This window comes from Paraburkholderia sp. BL27I4N3, assembly GCF_003386115.1.
Classification (GTDB): Bacteria; Pseudomonadota; Gammaproteobacteria; order Burkholderiales; family Burkholderiaceae; genus Paraburkholderia.
In genome coordinates this window covers 5,335,025-5,349,362 of the sequence record NZ_QREJ01000001.1, presented here as the reverse complement: position 1 = coordinate 5,349,362, position 14,338 = coordinate 5,335,025, and the positions used below count along the sequence as shown (strand labels likewise).

At 60.6% G+C, this 14,338-nt stretch carries 11 protein-coding genes and 2 pseudogenes; 11 read left to right on the top strand and 2 right to left on the bottom strand.

The annotated features are described in order from the left end of the window. The first annotated feature begins 85 nt into the window (after positions 1-85). The 7 genes and pseudogenes from B0G71_RS24365 to B0G71_RS24335 all read left to right on the top strand — a co-directional run bounded on the left by B0G71_RS24365 (position 86) and on the right by B0G71_RS24335 (position 7,762). The gene (locus B0G71_RS24365; RefSeq protein ID WP_116144831.1) at positions 86-1,459 is read left to right on the top strand and encodes an alkaline phosphatase family protein; all 1,374 of its coding nucleotides are present in this window, start codon (positions 86-88) and stop codon (positions 1,457-1,459) included. 452 nt (positions 1,460-1,911) lie between these two features. Next, positions 1,912-2,796: a manganese catalase family protein gene (locus B0G71_RS24360; protein WP_116144829.1), complete on the top strand. Its 885-nt coding sequence runs from the start codon at positions 1,912-1,914 to the stop codon at positions 2,794-2,796. A gap of 252 nt (positions 2,797-3,048) precedes the next feature. After that, complete coding sequence (locus tag B0G71_RS24355; RefSeq protein WP_116144827.1) at positions 3,049-3,618, top strand: ferritin-like domain-containing protein; 570 nt, start codon at positions 3,049-3,051, stop codon at positions 3,616-3,618. A 145-nt stretch (positions 3,619-3,763) separates the two neighbouring features. Continuing rightward, positions 3,764-4,669 carry a formate/nitrite transporter family protein gene (locus B0G71_RS24350; RefSeq protein ID WP_116144825.1) on the top strand — a complete coding sequence of 302 codons (906 nt, stop codon included), beginning with the start codon at positions 3,764-3,766 and terminating at the stop codon, positions 4,667-4,669. Positions 4,670-4,765: 96 nt separating this feature from the next. Next, a pseudogene (locus tag B0G71_RS24345) lies at positions 4,766-5,658 on the top strand (alcohol dehydrogenase catalytic domain-containing protein). 292 nt (positions 5,659-5,950) lie between these two features. Then, positions 5,951-6,370 (top strand): MarR family winged helix-turn-helix transcriptional regulator, encoded by a 420-nt coding sequence (locus tag B0G71_RS24340; protein WP_116144823.1) that lies wholly within the window; start codon positions 5,951-5,953, stop codon positions 6,368-6,370. A gap of 84 nt (positions 6,371-6,454) precedes the next feature. Beyond that, on the top strand, positions 6,455-7,762 hold the full coding sequence (locus tag B0G71_RS24335) for a chloride channel protein (RefSeq protein WP_116144821.1): 1,308 nt from the start codon (positions 6,455-6,457) through the stop codon (positions 7,760-7,762). Positions 7,763-7,855: 93 nt separating this feature from the next. Here B0G71_RS24335 and B0G71_RS24330 read toward each other — a convergent pair whose 3' ends face one another. Beyond that, complete coding sequence (locus B0G71_RS24330; protein ID WP_258875657.1) at positions 7,856-8,671, bottom strand: helix-turn-helix domain-containing protein; 816 nt, start codon at positions 8,669-8,671, stop codon at positions 7,856-7,858. Positions 8,672-8,767: 96 nt separating this feature from the next. Between B0G71_RS24330 and B0G71_RS42075 the strand changes: the two are divergent. After that, positions 8,768-8,916: pseudogene (locus B0G71_RS42075) on the top strand (maleylacetate reductase); the annotation flags it as partial. Positions 8,917-9,045: 129 nt separating this feature from the next. Here the strand turns inward: B0G71_RS42075 and B0G71_RS24320 are convergent. Beyond that, entirely contained in the window at positions 9,046-9,483 is a 438-nt protein-coding gene (locus B0G71_RS24320; protein ID WP_116148849.1) for a PRC-barrel domain-containing protein, read from the bottom strand. 294 nt (positions 9,484-9,777) lie between these two features. Between B0G71_RS24320 and B0G71_RS24315 the strand changes: the two genes are divergently transcribed. The 3 genes from B0G71_RS24315 (at position 9,778) to B0G71_RS24305 (ending at position 14,294) form a co-directional block, all read left to right on the top strand. Next, positions 9,778-10,353 carry an HdeD family acid-resistance protein gene (locus B0G71_RS24315; RefSeq protein WP_116144817.1) on the top strand — a complete coding sequence of 192 codons (576 nt, stop codon included), beginning with the start codon at positions 9,778-9,780 and terminating at the stop codon, positions 10,351-10,353. Positions 10,354-10,496: 143 nt separating this feature from the next. Further along, positions 10,497-11,132, top strand: coding sequence for an Hsp20/alpha crystallin family protein (locus B0G71_RS24310; RefSeq protein WP_116144815.1), 636 nt, complete (start codon positions 10,497-10,499; stop codon positions 11,130-11,132). A 327-nt stretch (positions 11,133-11,459) separates the two neighbouring features. Further along, positions 11,460-14,294: an ATP-dependent Clp protease ATP-binding subunit gene (locus B0G71_RS24305; protein WP_116144813.1), complete on the top strand. Its 2,835-nt coding sequence runs from the start codon at positions 11,460-11,462 to the stop codon at positions 14,292-14,294. Positions 14,295-14,338: the final 44 nt, after the last annotated feature.

The window sequence follows — 14,338 nt, the reverse complement described above, 5'->3', positions numbered from 1 at the left end:
CTGAGACGCGAAAGCCACGGTTTTCGTCTACCTTTTCCGATACTGAATCGGTTTGCGGTGAATGCCGGGTGTGCAAGGAGCTCCAATGACTGCTCTGGACCAGATTGACACCATCGTGATCGTCATGATGGAAAACCGTTCCTTCGATCACGCCCTCGGCTATCTGAGCCTGAACGGCAGCCAGGTCAACGGCCTTTCCGCAGATCCGGCGTGGCAGGCGAACTTCATCAACGTTTATAACGGCAAGCAATATCCCATTCATGCATTAGATCCGGCCGGCCCTGCCATTTCGGATCCGCCTCACGACCGCGCCCCGATCGCCACGCAGATCAACACGCCGTGTGCGCCGGGCGGATGCCCGGAACTCGGCGGATTCGTGCAGAGCTACGCGACCCGCAAGCCGGCAGCGTCGAATCTGGCCGACGTGATGGGTTATTACGACGCTCGCACCGTGCCCACCTTCGACTTTCTGGCGAAGCACTTCACGGTGTGCGACAACTGGTTTGCTCCGTTGCCCTCGGGGACTCAGGCGAATCGCCTGATGGCGATGGCGGGGACCAGCCTGATCAGTGACAACGTGCAAGGGATGAGCTTTCTGCCCGATCAGCCACTTGCCTACGATTGGCTCCGTCAGCGCGGCATACCCTGGTGTGTCTATCAGTCGGGGAGCTTCTTTCCGTTCTTCAGCCTGATGAAGGAGTGGCTACCGGAAATCCTGCTGTCCTTGACCCTGCCGCTCAACGAAGCCGGCGGCAACTTCCGGCGGTATTCGAGGTTTGCCCGTGACTGGCAGGGCAACAGCATTCTGCCGAAAGTGATCTTCATCGAACCGGAATATACCGACGGTCCTCATCACACTGCTAACGACGATCATTGTCCAACGGGAATGGCGGGAGGCCAGGCGTTCATTGCCGATATCTACCGGACCTTGATTTCGAATCCGACCCGATGGAAAGAGACGCTATTGATCGTGACGTACGACGAGCACGGCGGATTCTTCGATCATGTGGCGCCCTTGGACATTGCGGCCGACATTGCGGGATATTCTTTCAAGACCACCGGTCTGCGCGTGCCGGCTTTTCTGGTGTCGCCGTATGTCACACCGGGAGGCGTGTTCTCGGGAAAACTCGACCACACTGCGGTGCTACAGATGCTTGCGCAGAAGTTCGACTCGCAGAAGCAGTATTCCACGGCTGTCAGCACTCGCAATGCGCAGCTCGATCCACTGGCGAGCGCGCTGAATAGTCAGCCCGTGGTTCAACCTCCGCCTGCGCTGGCGGGCGCGCCGATACAGACCACGGCGGCCGCGTTCAACGGCCCGGTGCAAGCGGGTGTGTCGGATACGACGCAGGCTTTTCACAATGTCGCGCTGCAGGTGGCAAGGGATCACCCGCAATTGCTGAGCTCGCCGCAGTGGACGGGACTGGCGGAGTATCTCTCGGTGTATGGGAAGCATTGAGGGAGAGGTGCAATTCCGCCAACCTGGAACGCGGCCGCCGCCGCAGATTTCTTCACGCCCCCGGGGACATCGCTTGCCAGTCGTGCGAGCATTTTTTTCATTGCGTGTTTCCGTGAATAGATGCGTGTACATCGACCGCTACGCATCCCCGATGCGGTGATGTTTTCCGATCGCGGCGCTCCCGGCCTTGTAGACGCTTCCAGACCGCCGACCAGAAGTCCGCCGGAAAGGGTGTTCGGGCAGCGAGACAAGCGCTGGCACGGCGCATGCGCATCGGCAGAAGGCATCTCGCCTTAACGCACGCCAGAGCTTTGCTCTGAGACAGCGCAAGTGACATCCGCATCCGCATCGCGATCGTCCTGCCTGCACTTACATCCTCGCAAACCCAAGGTTGTCTTTCCCGGATCAGCCGATCCCATGGAGGACACCTGTCTGAATGACTGGAGAATGATATGTTTGTGCACAATAAACGACTGCAATACACCGTTCGGGTTGCCACGCCGAATCCCGGTCTCGCGAACCTGCTGCTCGAACAGTTTGGTGGACCTCAGGGAGAACTTGCCGCGGCCTGCCGATACTTCACGCAGGCTGTCGCCGAGGACGATCCGGGCCGGCGCGACATGCTCTTCGACATCGCAACGGAGGAGTTGAGCCACCTCGAGGTGATCGGCTCAATAGTCGCCATGCTTAACAAGGGGGCTAAAGGCCAGCTCGCCGAGGGTGTGGAGCAGGAGGCGGAACTTTACCGCTCATTGACCGGCGGCGGCAACGACTCGCACACCACCGCGCTTCTGTATGGCGGCGGCCCTGCGCTGACAAATTCGGCCGGCGTGCCCTGGACTGCGGCCTATATCGATACGATCGGAGAGCCGACCGCTGATCTGCGATCCAACATCGCTGCGGAGGCGCGCGCAAAGATCGTGTACGAACGGCTGATCAATGTCACCGACGACCCGGGTATCAAGGAGGCGCTCGGGTTCCTGATGACGCGTGAAATCGCGCATCAGAAGTCGTTTGAAAAGGCGCTGCATTCCATTCAGCCCAATTTCCCACAGGGCAAGGTGCCCGGCAATCCGGAATTCACGAACGTCTACTACAACATGTCCTCTGGCGAGGACGTTCGCGGGCCGTGGAACGAGGGTCCTGAATGGGAGTTCGTTGAAGATCCGCAACCGGCAGTTGATGGGGGCGACGGCCTCGCGACCGTGCAGGTGTCGGAAGAAGACATCGCGGTGTTGCAAAGCATGGCTTCTCGCACTGCGTCCGACGTCACTGCCGACCCGACGACTGGCGCTGATCTCGGATCCGGCCAGACCGGCGCTGTTCCGGCCGGCTAAGCACCGGTTAGGCCGGGCAACGGTGCGGGCATCGGCACAACGATGCCTGCGCCTCTGCGGGATTATTTTCGCAACGCGAGGCAGCGGCCCATCCGCGATCAAGGACCTATCAGCACGAATAGCGGCGTTCGGTCAGGTCGCGGGTGGCACGGCCACCCCGCGCACGAGCCACACACCGGTGCCGTCCTCTGCGCCGTGCGGGCACAGCCGTTGCGCGGGGACAGACTCCACTCACCCTATCAGGAGGCCACCATGGCTCAGCGCAAAACCATCGATGATCTGTTTATTCACATGCTGTCCGATATCTATAGCGCGGAGAAGCAGTTGACCAAGGCCCTCGCGAAACTGTCACGCGCCGCTTCCGATCCGCAGTTGAGCGAAGCTTTCAAGATTCACCTTGAAGAAACGCAAGGGCAGGTGGAACGGATCGATCAGGTTGTCGAGACATGCAACATCCGTTTGAAGCGAATGAAGTGTGTCGCAATGGAAGGACTGATCGAGGAAGGTCAGGAGTTGATCGACGAAATCGAAAAGGGGCCGGTCCTGGATGCGGGGCTTGTGGCTGCGGCGCAGAAGGTCGAGCACTATGAAATCGCTGCATACGGCAGCCTTTGCGCTATCGGTAAGCAACTCGGTTTCGCCGAAGGGGTGAAGCTGCTGCAGGCAACGCTTGAGGAAGAAAAGGCAACCGATCTGAAGTTGGGTGAGTTTGCCGAAAGGGCGGGTAACGCGAAGGCCTCGCAGCAGGATGGCGATGACGAAACGACCCGAAAGAGCGGCAGCAGATCAAAGGCTGGCCAGGCGAAAGCCGAACAGGCCTGAACGAACGGCCGCCGCTGTCTCAGACTGCGGAGCGCGCGGGCGCTCCACAGATTGCGGCTCCGAATACCGACACGCGAAAGAGGCGGGCGATGCGTTACCGATCGACCCGTCCACCAAAAAACCAACCCAATGGAGGAGTGCGTTCATGCCGCCAGACCAGACTGAGCTTCGCGGGGCGGACGGTCGCCACGTCGCGGCCGAGAGTTCGTCGGTGCACGATGCGCAGGAGGCGGGTGCGGATTCGCCGCATCTGGACGAGGGGCAGCAGGATCAGGCTGCGGATCACGCGTCGCCTCATGCATTGGTGCTTCACGAGATTGTTCGGGAAGAAGGGGAGGCCGCGCTTGCTCGGACGATCGGCGCGCTCGCCTGGTCGTCGCTCGCGGCAGGGCTTTCGATGGGATTCTCTTTTCTTGTACCGGCGGTGCTCGAGGCCCAACTGCCAGAGGCACACTGGCGCTCGCTCGTCTCCAGTTTTGGATACACCGTTGGATTTGTGCTGGTCATCATGGGACGTCAGCAGTTATTCACGGAAAGCACGTTGACAGTCGTACTGCCGGTGCTCACCCGCCGCGACGCAAGCACAGTTCGGAAAGCGTTACGCCTGTGGGCCGTTGTACTGCTGTGCAACCTTATCGGCACATGGATTTTCGCAGCTATGTTGCGCATCCCAGGAGTCTTCTCCGCTGACGTAATTGACTCGCTGCGCCGGATATCGGTCGACGCAATGGCTTCATCAACGCCCATGCCCACGGTGGTTCGTGCGCTCCTGGCCGGCTGGCTTATTGCGCTGATGGTCTGGCTGCTGCCCAGTGCGCGATCCGGTCGCCTGCTGACGGTGCTGCTGATCACGTACGTTGTCGGGGTAACGCATCTCTCGCACATCATCGCCGGTTCAACCGAAATTGCTTATGCCTGGCTTGCGGGCATCGCGTCGCCGGCGGACTACTTCGGCAAGTTTCTGTTGCCGACTCTTGCCGGCAACGTGATAGGCGGCACTTCCCTGGTTGCGCTTCTCAACCATGCAGCGATCGCGCCCGAGATGAGCTAGAACCGATGAAACGACGGCTGCGGCGTCGTGAATGCATCGAACGATCAATCAGAAGCGAGTGCATTCTATGTAACTTTTTCTGAAAGGAGCCTCACGATGAGAGCACTTCGCTGGCATGGCAAGCACGACATCCGTTGCGATACGGATCCCTGATCCTGTCATTGAAGAGGGCCGCGATGCGATTATCAAGGTATCGAGTTGCGCGATCTGCGGTTCCGATCTGCATCTCTTCGATGGGTTTATGCCGACGATGGAAAGCGGCGACATCATGGGCCATGAATTCATGGGGGAGGTCGTGGAGGTTGGCAAGGACAACGCAAAGCTGAAGGTTGGAGATCGTGTCGTTGTTCCCTTTACCATCTTTTGCGGCGAGTGCGATCAATGCAAACGCGGCAACTTCTCCGTGTGTGAGCGTAGCAATCGCAATAAGGAAAAAGCCGATAAGGTCCTCGGTCACACCACCGCCGGACTTTTCGGCTACTCGCATCTGACCGGCGGCTATCCCGGGGGGCAGGCGGAATATGTTCGCGTTCCGATGGCGGACACGACGCATGTCAGGATTCCGGATGGACTCACCGACGAGCAAGTCCTTTTTCTCGGTGCCTGAGCGGCTCGCCATGGCGTGAGCGAGCGGCGCAGTCACGATCAACTTCGATCAGGAAAGCGTCCTTGATCGCCTCAAGGACCTCACGCAGGGGAAAGGTCCGGAAAAGTGCATCGACGCGGTCGGCATGGAATCGCATGCTACGCGCTCGTTCGACGCCGTGTACGACAGGGTCAAGCAAGCGGTGATGCTGGAGACAGATCGCCCGCATGTGCTGCGTGAAATGATTTACGTGTGCCGCCCGGCAGGCACGCTCTCGGTGCCGGGCGTGTATGGCGGACTGATCGACAAGATCCCGTTCGGCGCGTCGGAAGAGGGGCCGGGCGTGTACAGGACGTTCCGCGACAAGGAGGACGGTTGCATCAAGGTGGTACTCAAACCTTAGGTGCAAGCGGGTAGCATGCGCGACCGGCGCGCGAAGCAATGCAACGTAACGGGGCCCCTCATGTGGGGCAGCTTTGTCCGGGTCGAATGACAGGAGGCGTTTGATAAGATCGTTCGCGAGATGAACGAAGCATCCCGAACGCCACCCAAGGGGCGCTACCTGTAGCTGACAACACGCGCATGGTAACCTCCCCGACGGCGGAGTCTGCCGTGCGCGATCACTGCCCCGGCATCGACCCGTTTGCCCCGCAACCAGCCGCTGGGGTTCGACCGCCCGGCGGCAGAGACTCGACATGAAATCAGGCAAATCATCCAGACAACCGCCGCCGGGCAAGCGCGATATCGAGGCGATGTCTGCGTTCCGGTACGACCTGCGCAAGTTCCTGCGTGCTTCCGAAGAAATCGTCAATGCCGCGGGCATCACGACGCTCCAGTATCAGTTGCTGTTGCACGTGTACGGCTTCCCTGACCGGCAATGGGCGACCGTTGGCGAACTCGCGGAGCGGTTGCAGGCGGCGCCGAACGGCACTGCGGCGCTCGTCTCGCGTTGCGAATCGGCGGGGCTAGTAACGCGCAAACCGGATCCCGCCGACCGTCGCCAGGTGCAGATCCGCCTCACACCCAAGGGCGAAAAGTTTTTGCTGGAGTTGGCGGCTGAGCACAAGGCGCTCTACGGAGCGTTTGGCTGGATTTTCGGCAACATGGGTAGCTAGTCGACAGCAGCGGGTCAAGTCCTGCGGGGCGCCGAGGCAATTTATGTCACAATCTGCCTTAAATGTCATTTTCCCGGCGGCTCCGTGCAACTTCTCTCGTTTATCGACCGGCGCGCAATCCTGCGTAGCCGGCGGCGTTGGCTGTATTTCGGCTTGTTCTGGCTCGGCGCCATCATAACGGGGCTCGCGGCCGTCTTGTACGCGCGGCTCATCGACTTCGGCTACGACATCTTTTTGCGGATGATCGCCCACAACTGGTGGCTGCCGCTGCTCGTCACGCCGGCGATCGCCGCTTTTAGCGTCTGGGCCACGCGCCGCTGGTTCCCCGGTTCGGAGGGCAGCGGCATTCCGCAGGTCATTGCGACGCTACACGATGTGCGCACACGCGGCCCGCGTCTGCTTACGCTGCGCATCCTGATCGGTAAAATTGCCCTCTCATTCCTTGTGATTCTCGGTGGCTTCACAATCGGCCGCGAAGGGCCGACGATTCACGTCGGCGCCGCGCTGATGTTTAGCCTTCGGCGCTTCTACCCGGCACGGCTGCGCAGCATTTACGGCGTTGGTCTCGAACGCAAGCTCGCGCTCGCGGGCGCGGCCGCGGGGCTGTCCGCCGCGTTCAACGCGCCGCTCGCGGGCGTCGTCTTCGCCATCGAGGAACTCACGCGCAGCTTTGAGGCACGAACCAGCGGCGTCATTATCACGGCAATTATTTTCGCGGGCGTCGTGTCGCTGGCGCTTCAGGGCAACTATGTGTATTTCGGCACGATCGCCATCGGGAGCAAACTGCCCGATCTGCTGGCCGTCGCGGTCATTCTGGTTGGTGTGATCACCGGCGTTGGTGGCGGCGTGTTCTGCTGGCTACTGCTCAACACCGAACGATGGATGCCCGCCTGGTTATGCACGCTGCGAAAGGTCCATCCCGTGGCGTTCGGCGCAGTTTGCGGCCTCTTCATTGCCACAATCGGCGTGGCCAGCGGCGGTCATCTCTTTGGCAGCGGCTATGCGGAAGCTCGCGGAATGCTCGAAGGCCGTTTGCAACTCGGCGCGGCCTATCCGGTCCTGAAAATGGCGTCGATGGTGGGCTCGTATCTGCCGGGCACGCCGGGCGGCCTTTTCGCGCCGTCGCTGGCCATCGGCGCGGGGATCGGCAACGCTTTGCACATCGTGTTCGGACAAATGCAATTGCCGATGTTGATCGCGCTCGGTATGGTCGGTTATCTCGCCGCCGTCACCCAGAGTCCGATCACGGCGTTCGTCATCGTCATCGAAATGATCGACGGGCACGCGCTGGTGATTTCGCTGATGGCGACGGCACTGGTGTCGAGTCAGGTGTCGAAACTCTTTGCGCCTCCGCTCTACGAAGCGTTGGCGCACCGGTATCTCCGTCATTGATGGACACGCGGCATCCGGGCAGGGAAATTCGTTGATCGGAGGCAGATGGGGGCGGGGTAAATCGGTGTCCAGCGTTCTTCATCGTCATGTCGGTCAGCTACCGACGTTCCGGTGGGCCAGCCGGAACGCGCGCGGCGTCACGCCGGTATATCGATGAAACACGTCGGTGAAATGCTGCTGAGTCTGAAACCCTGCGCGCGCGCCAACGTCGACGAGGGGAATGGTCTCCTCGCACAACATCGTCCTGGCAAATTTCACTCGTTCGAGTGTCACATACAGATGAGGCGGGTTACCTGTCGCCGTTTTGAAACCGCGTGCAAAGTTTGATGCGCTCATGTGCACCAGAACTGCGAGTTGCTCGACCAGAATGGTTTCGGCGATGTTCTCGTGAACGAAGGCTTGAATGCGAGTCAGCATCTGACGCGTAAGCGGCATGTCCGGCTCAACCGCGCCTGCGCAGTGCCCGTAGCGCAGAGCGATGTGCGCCGAGATGACATCGGCAAAGGCGTCGGCGCAGGCAGCGTCGATGAGATCCGCGTTATGCAAAGCACCCAATGTATCCGCAGCCTCGCGCAGGAACGGATCCCAGGACTTGGACCATTTCGGAACCGCGCCAAACGCTTCTTGCGAGACTTGCCCAAGAACGCCCGGTTTGAGTGCGATAACCCATCCCTTGGGATCGTTGTCAGCAATGGTGGTCAATTGCGCCCCGGCAGGAATAACCGCGACAAATGGTGCACTTATCAGGATCGAGTGACTCATTCCGCCCTCGTCGCAGCCCGCGGCCCGCACAACAGTGCCACCCGTCGGTATAACGAGCCGAATTCCCTGCACCGAATGCAGCCCGCCATTGGTGAAAACGACGTTCATCGGTTGGCAGCGTAACGTGTGATCCGAGGTCGATCCCATTGCTTACTCCATAATGAGCGGACGTTTTCTCCTTGCATCGTCGCATACCTGAGTTTACGTCGAATTCAAGGCGGCTTAAGGCAGATTCGTAATACGCTCCAACCGCGCCTGCCGATCATCGCGATCCCGACCGCGTATGCGGGCTCAAGAATGACATCGATTTATGGCCTGACCGAGAGCTGTCTGAAAGGTATGGGACGCGGCCGCATGTGTTGCCGAAGACGGTGATCCACGACCCCGAGCTGTGACGTGAATTACCGCCGGCTTACGGCACGACGAATGGTCACGCGGTGGCGCATTTATCGGCGGACCGCCCATTGGAACGAACGTGCCGCGCGCCAAATGAATCGATCACGCACGCTGCGAGACATATATCAGTGATGCTCGCTCTTGTAGTCGGCCCTTGCCTTGGGTGTCGCGCGTACCTTTGCGTATTGAAACTCGGGCAGCGCCTTGATCGCATCTTTCGTCGCACCGGCAAGCAGCAGTTTGCCGTTGTTGAAATCGAGCTGCTCGATCGGGATAGCCACGTCGTGATGCGACACCCCGAGAAACTGGTTTGCGGCGACGATTGCAAACGATACCGACCGGTCGGGTGCCACGATAATGTCATGAATGACGCCGACGCGCTCACCCTTCTCGTTGAAGACCGGCTTGTCCATGACCGACTTTCTCACGCTCCAGCCTGCCACGATCGCGGCCGACTCTTCCACGCTGACGCCGAGCGGCTGGGTGCCGGCCACCTGGGCATTCGCCACTAGCGGGAGTGCGAGCGACGACGCGAGCAGCCATACAAGCAGATTCGTTTTCATGAGATTCCCTTCGTTATCGTGCCGACGGTGCGACACCGGGTCAGCAATGATCACGCTGATGCCGGACCGTGCGCGGCATAAGTTCATGTTAGAACTCCTCACGGCGAGCGTTTATAAAAAAACGGTGATGGATCGGTTTATTTTGGTGCAACTGTGACGCCAACTGGATGCCATTCAGCACGCGTCGAGAATCAACGCAGAATTGCGAAAGACATGGCAGAAACGCGAAAGAATCGCCGATGCGTGGAGCGTAGACTGAAGTCCATCACCTCACGGCACAGCCCGGAGTCCCACATGGATGAACTGCTTGGACGCGCCTGGTGGATGCTCATTCTGCGTGGCACGGTCGCGCTGCTGTTCGGTATTCTGGCGCTATTCTGGCCCGGTCTCACTCTGCTGCTGCTCATCACCCTTTTTAGCGCCTACGCAATCGCCGGCGGCGTTGTCGCGATTGTGGCGGCCATCCGCTACCGCGCGACGCACAGCGGCTGGTGGGTGCCCTTGCTGCTCGGCATCTGCAGTATCGGCGCCGGTGTGATTACCGCGCTGGTGCCGGGCATTACGGCGCTCGTGCTGGTCGCGGTCATGGGCGCAAACGCAATTATCACCGGCGTATTCGATCTGATCGCAGCAACGCGGCTGCATAGGCGCCTGCGCAATGCGTGGATGCTGGTGCTAACCGGAGTGCTATCCGTGCTGTTCGGCATCCTCGTGCTGCTCTTTCCCGGCGCCGGCGCACTAGCGCTCGTCTGGCTGATCGGCGTGTATGCGTTGTTCACGGGCGCGCTGCTGTTCGTACTCGGCATCACTGCGCGCGCCTGGCACCATGACGGTCTGGCCGGCGAGCCACACGCGCCATTGCATCCGTAAACGAACCGCTCGCGGGAATGCGTGGGTCACCAGGCCAAGCCAGCGGCCGCGCCGTCGCATCCGGAGGTCGAATGGACTACCCGTCGTCTCGAGTGGTCCAGCCTCGGGTCTGGCTCTGGCGCACCTGACGCAAGGAGAATCACATGCTTCTCGATCTCGACAAATGGAATCCGTTCCGGTTTTTGCGCTCGGACTCCGCGCAGGAAAAGGCATCCGGCCCCGCCGGTGCGTCGCGCACCAGTCAGCAAAGCGCACGGCAAAATACGCAGCAGACTGGCGGCACGCAAACGGGCGACGGGGCACCGATGGCAACCGCTGCTGCGCCGGCAGCACTCGCGTCTGCCAGCTGGCCGCTGCCCGATCCTATTCATCTGTTTGCCGAATTGATTCGTGATCCGTTCGGCGGCCGTGGACCGCTCGGAAGCTGGTTCGGCGACTTCAGCGCCAGCGAGTTTCAACCACGGATCGACGTCACCGACGAAGGCGACGCACTGCGTATTGTCGCCGAATTGCCGGGCATGACCCGCGACGACGTCGAGCTCGAAGTGATTGAAGACATGCTGATCATCAGCGGCCAAAAGCGCTTCGAATCGACGAGCGAAGAACAGGGATGCTATCGGGTCGAGCGGTCGTTTGGAGACTTTCAGCGTGCGGTTCCGCTGCCCTCGGGAATCGATCTCGATCGGGCCGAGGCCAGATTTGAAAATGGCGTGCTGACGCTGCGCGTCCCCAAAGCGGCCGCAGAACCAGCCGCGAAGCGGCGCATTGAGATCAAATAACGCGCTCCGCACTCCGCGGTCAGGCCTATCGTTGGCAAGTGAACGATGTGCCGTTGCAGGAAGTCGCGGTACGCCTCGGCACGAACGACCCACCGCGCGGCGCTGGATTGAGCATGCCGATGCGTTCCTGCGCGTAGCTAAAGGAACTGGGTGTCGGGGAAACAACCGATCAACCCACGTACCGTCCACTTAATTGCTTGCTTCGGATGCAGCGCGAGCCCAGCGTGCGAACAAGGCGGCGTCGGAACAAGCAGCGGAACAAATATTTTCCACCCACCCATTACCCGCCCGGGAAGCGATGCGCTCACGGACGAACAGGAGATCATCATGGCCGAGTGCAGTGTTTGTGGGAAGCCCGCGACTTCGCAGATCACGATCACCGAAAACGGTCAACGCCGTCAGCTGATGCTGTGCGATGAGCACTATATGGAGTTCATGGCGCGCAATCAGCGCCGCCTATCGCCGCTCGAGTCCCTCTTTCACGGCGGACTTTTCGACAGTCTGTTCGACGACATGTGGCCACAGCTGGAAGGCGGGCGCGGTAGCCGGCCACGCATCAGACGCGCGCCCGGACAGCCCGGCGGCGCGGATCAGGATACGGGCCCCGCTAGCGGGCAAATCGGCGATTCGGCGGGCGCGCAGCCAGCCGGCCGGACACGCCGGCATCGCCGGGCGCGTGAAGCGGTGGACCTGCAGACGTACCTGAGCCAGAGCGGTCTGGAGCGCCTGCAAGCCGCGGCGCAAGCAGCGGTCGAATACGGCAAGAACGAAGTCGATACGGAACACTTGTTGCTGGCGCTCGCCGATAACAATGTGGTGCAGGAAATCCTGCGCGAATTCAAGCTTGATCCCGAAGAGATCAAGAAGTCCATCGACCAGACCGCGCCGCGCGGCACCCGCAAGGAGCCGAGCGACAACGAGCAGATCGGCGTGTCGCCACGCGCCAAAAGTACGCTGGAAAATGCGTTGAAGGCATCGTTGGAACTGGGTCACAGCTATGTAGGACCAGAACACATACTGATTGGGCTTGTGGAGGAAGAAGACGGCTTTGCAGGTGAATTGCTGCGCAAGCTCGGGCTGTCGTCGCCATCGCTGCGGCAAAAAGCGGTCAAGGTGGTCGGCAAGGGTGCTGAAGACGGCAAGACGGAAGACCGCTCCACTACGCCCACGCTCGACAAGTACGCGCGCGATCTCAGCGCGCTTGCGCGTCAAGGCAAGCTCGATCCGGTGATCGGCCGCGACAAGGAAATCGAAACCACCATTGAAGTGCTCGCGCGGCGGCGCAAGAACAATCCGGTGCTGATCGGCGAACCCGGTGTGGGCAAGACCGCTATCGTCGAAGGCCTCGCGCAACGCATTGCTCAGGACCAGGTGCCGGAAGTGCTGCGCGGCAAGCGCGTGGTCGAACTGAATATCAATAGCGTCGTGGCAGGCGCGAAGTATCGCGGCGAGTTCGAGGAACGCGTCAAGCAGGTGCTGGATGAGATCATCGAGAATCAGGACCGTCTGGTCGTGTTTATCGATGAACTGCATACGATAGTCGGCGCCGGCCAGGGCGGTGGCGAAGGCGGCCTCGATATCGGCAATGTCTTCAAGCCCGCGCTCGCTCGTGGTGAACTGCACCTCGTGGGTGCGACCACGTTGAATGAATACCAGAAGTACATTGAGAAAGACTCGGCATTGGAGCGGCGCTTTCAGCCCGTCATGGTGCCTGAGCCGAGCGTCGAGGAAACGATCGAAATTCTGCGCGGCCTGCGGGACCGGCTCGAAGCGCACCACAAGGTGAAAATCACCGAAGAGGCGATCGTTGCTGCGGCAAAGCTCTCGGACCGTTACATCGCCGCACGCTTTCTGCCAGACAAGGCAATCGATTTGCTCGATCAGGCCGCTGCACGCGTGCGCATTTCGTCGAATTCGCGTCCGCAGCCCTTGCACGATGTCGAGGCGAGCATCCGCCGCATCAAGCAGGAACAGGACGCGGCCAGCGCTGCTAAAAAATTCGATAAAGCCAAGGAACTGGAAGGACGACTCGTCGCGGAACAAAAGCGCCTGCACGAAGCTACTGAAACGTGGAAGAAGGAGCGCGGCACCAGTTCACAGGAAGTGACGGCGGAAGACATTGCGCAGATCGTTTCGTCGCTCACGGGCGTACCGTTATCCGAACTCACGGCTGAGGACCGTGAAAAGCTATTGCGACTGGAAGACCGCCTGAAGGAACGCGTGGTCGGTCAGGATGAAGCCGTCTCCGCGGTCGCCAAAGCAGTGCGGCTTTCGCGCGCCGGTTTGACGGAGGCCGGCAAACCGACAGCGAGCTTCCTCTTTCTTGGACCTACAGGCGTGGGCAAAACCGAACTCGCGAAGGCGCTTGCCGCTTCGGTATTCGGCGACGAGAGCGCGCTCGTGCGTATCGACATGAGCGAGTATTCCGAGCGCCACACGGTGGCACGACTGGTTGGCGCGCCACCCGGATATGTCGGTTACGAGGAAGGCGGGCAACTCACCGAGCGCGTGCGGCGCAGGCCATATTGCGTGGTGCTGCTCGACGAAATCGAAAAGGCGAACGCCGAGGTGCACAACCTCCTGCTGCAACTGTTCGACGAAGGGCGGCTCACCGACGGCAAAGGACGTCTGGTCGATTTCACCAACACGATCATCATCGCGACCAGCAACGTCGGCTCACAGTTGATCCAGGACAATATGAAGGCCGACGCGAAGCAACTCGACTATCCTGAGCTGCGCGACCGGTTGATGCAAATCCTGCGGCACCATTTCAGGCCGGAGTTTCTCAATCGCGTCGACGAAGTGGTTGTGTTTCATGCGCTCGGCAAGGAACAGATTCGCAGCATCGTAGATCTGCAACTTGCGCGCGTACGACGCACGGCGTTGGCCCAGGGCATCGATCTGTCGTTCGACGATGGCTTGCGCGATCACCTTGCGCAGATCGGCTATGACCCCGAATTCGGCGCGCGCATGCTCAAGCGCAAGATCCGTCTTGAAGTGGAATCGCAACTCGCCGATGCGCTGTTGGGAGGCGACGTGCGCGACGGCGACAAGGTCACAATGGTCTACGACTCGGGTACGCACTCTGTGCGTGTGCAGAAAGGCGCCACTCCCGCGGAAGCGCCCAGCGAGGCGTCGAAGCCGGCACCGGCGCATGCGTGACGCTGGCATGCACAGGAACTCGACGCCGCTCGCACGTGCAGGCG

Coding starts and splice junctions, on each gene's coding strand:
- B0G71_RS24305 (WP_116144813.1), top strand. CDS start 11,460: ATGGCCGAGTGCAGTGTTTGTGGGAAGCCCGCGACTTCGCAGATCACG.
- B0G71_RS24320 (WP_116148849.1), bottom strand. CDS start 9,483: ATGAAAACGAATCTGCTTGTATGGCTGCTCGCGTCGTCGCTCGCACTC.
- B0G71_RS24310 (WP_116144815.1), top strand. CDS start 10,497: ATGCTTCTCGATCTCGACAAATGGAATCCGTTCCGGTTTTTGCGCTCG.
- B0G71_RS24315 (WP_116144817.1), top strand. CDS start 9,778: ATGGATGAACTGCTTGGACGCGCCTGGTGGATGCTCATTCTGCGTGGC.
- B0G71_RS24365 (WP_116144831.1), top strand. CDS start 86: ATGACTGCTCTGGACCAGATTGACACCATCGTGATCGTCATGATGGAA.
- B0G71_RS24350 (WP_116144825.1), top strand. CDS start 3,764: ATGCCGCCAGACCAGACTGAGCTTCGCGGGGCGGACGGTCGCCACGTC.
- B0G71_RS24330 (WP_258875657.1), bottom strand. CDS start 8,671: ATGGGATCGACCTCGGATCACACGTTACGCTGCCAACCGATGAACGTC.
- B0G71_RS24340 (WP_116144823.1), top strand. CDS start 5,951: ATGAAATCAGGCAAATCATCCAGACAACCGCCGCCGGGCAAGCGCGAT.
- B0G71_RS24355 (WP_116144827.1), top strand. CDS start 3,049: ATGGCTCAGCGCAAAACCATCGATGATCTGTTTATTCACATGCTGTCC.
- B0G71_RS24360 (WP_116144829.1), top strand. CDS start 1,912: ATGTTTGTGCACAATAAACGACTGCAATACACCGTTCGGGTTGCCACG.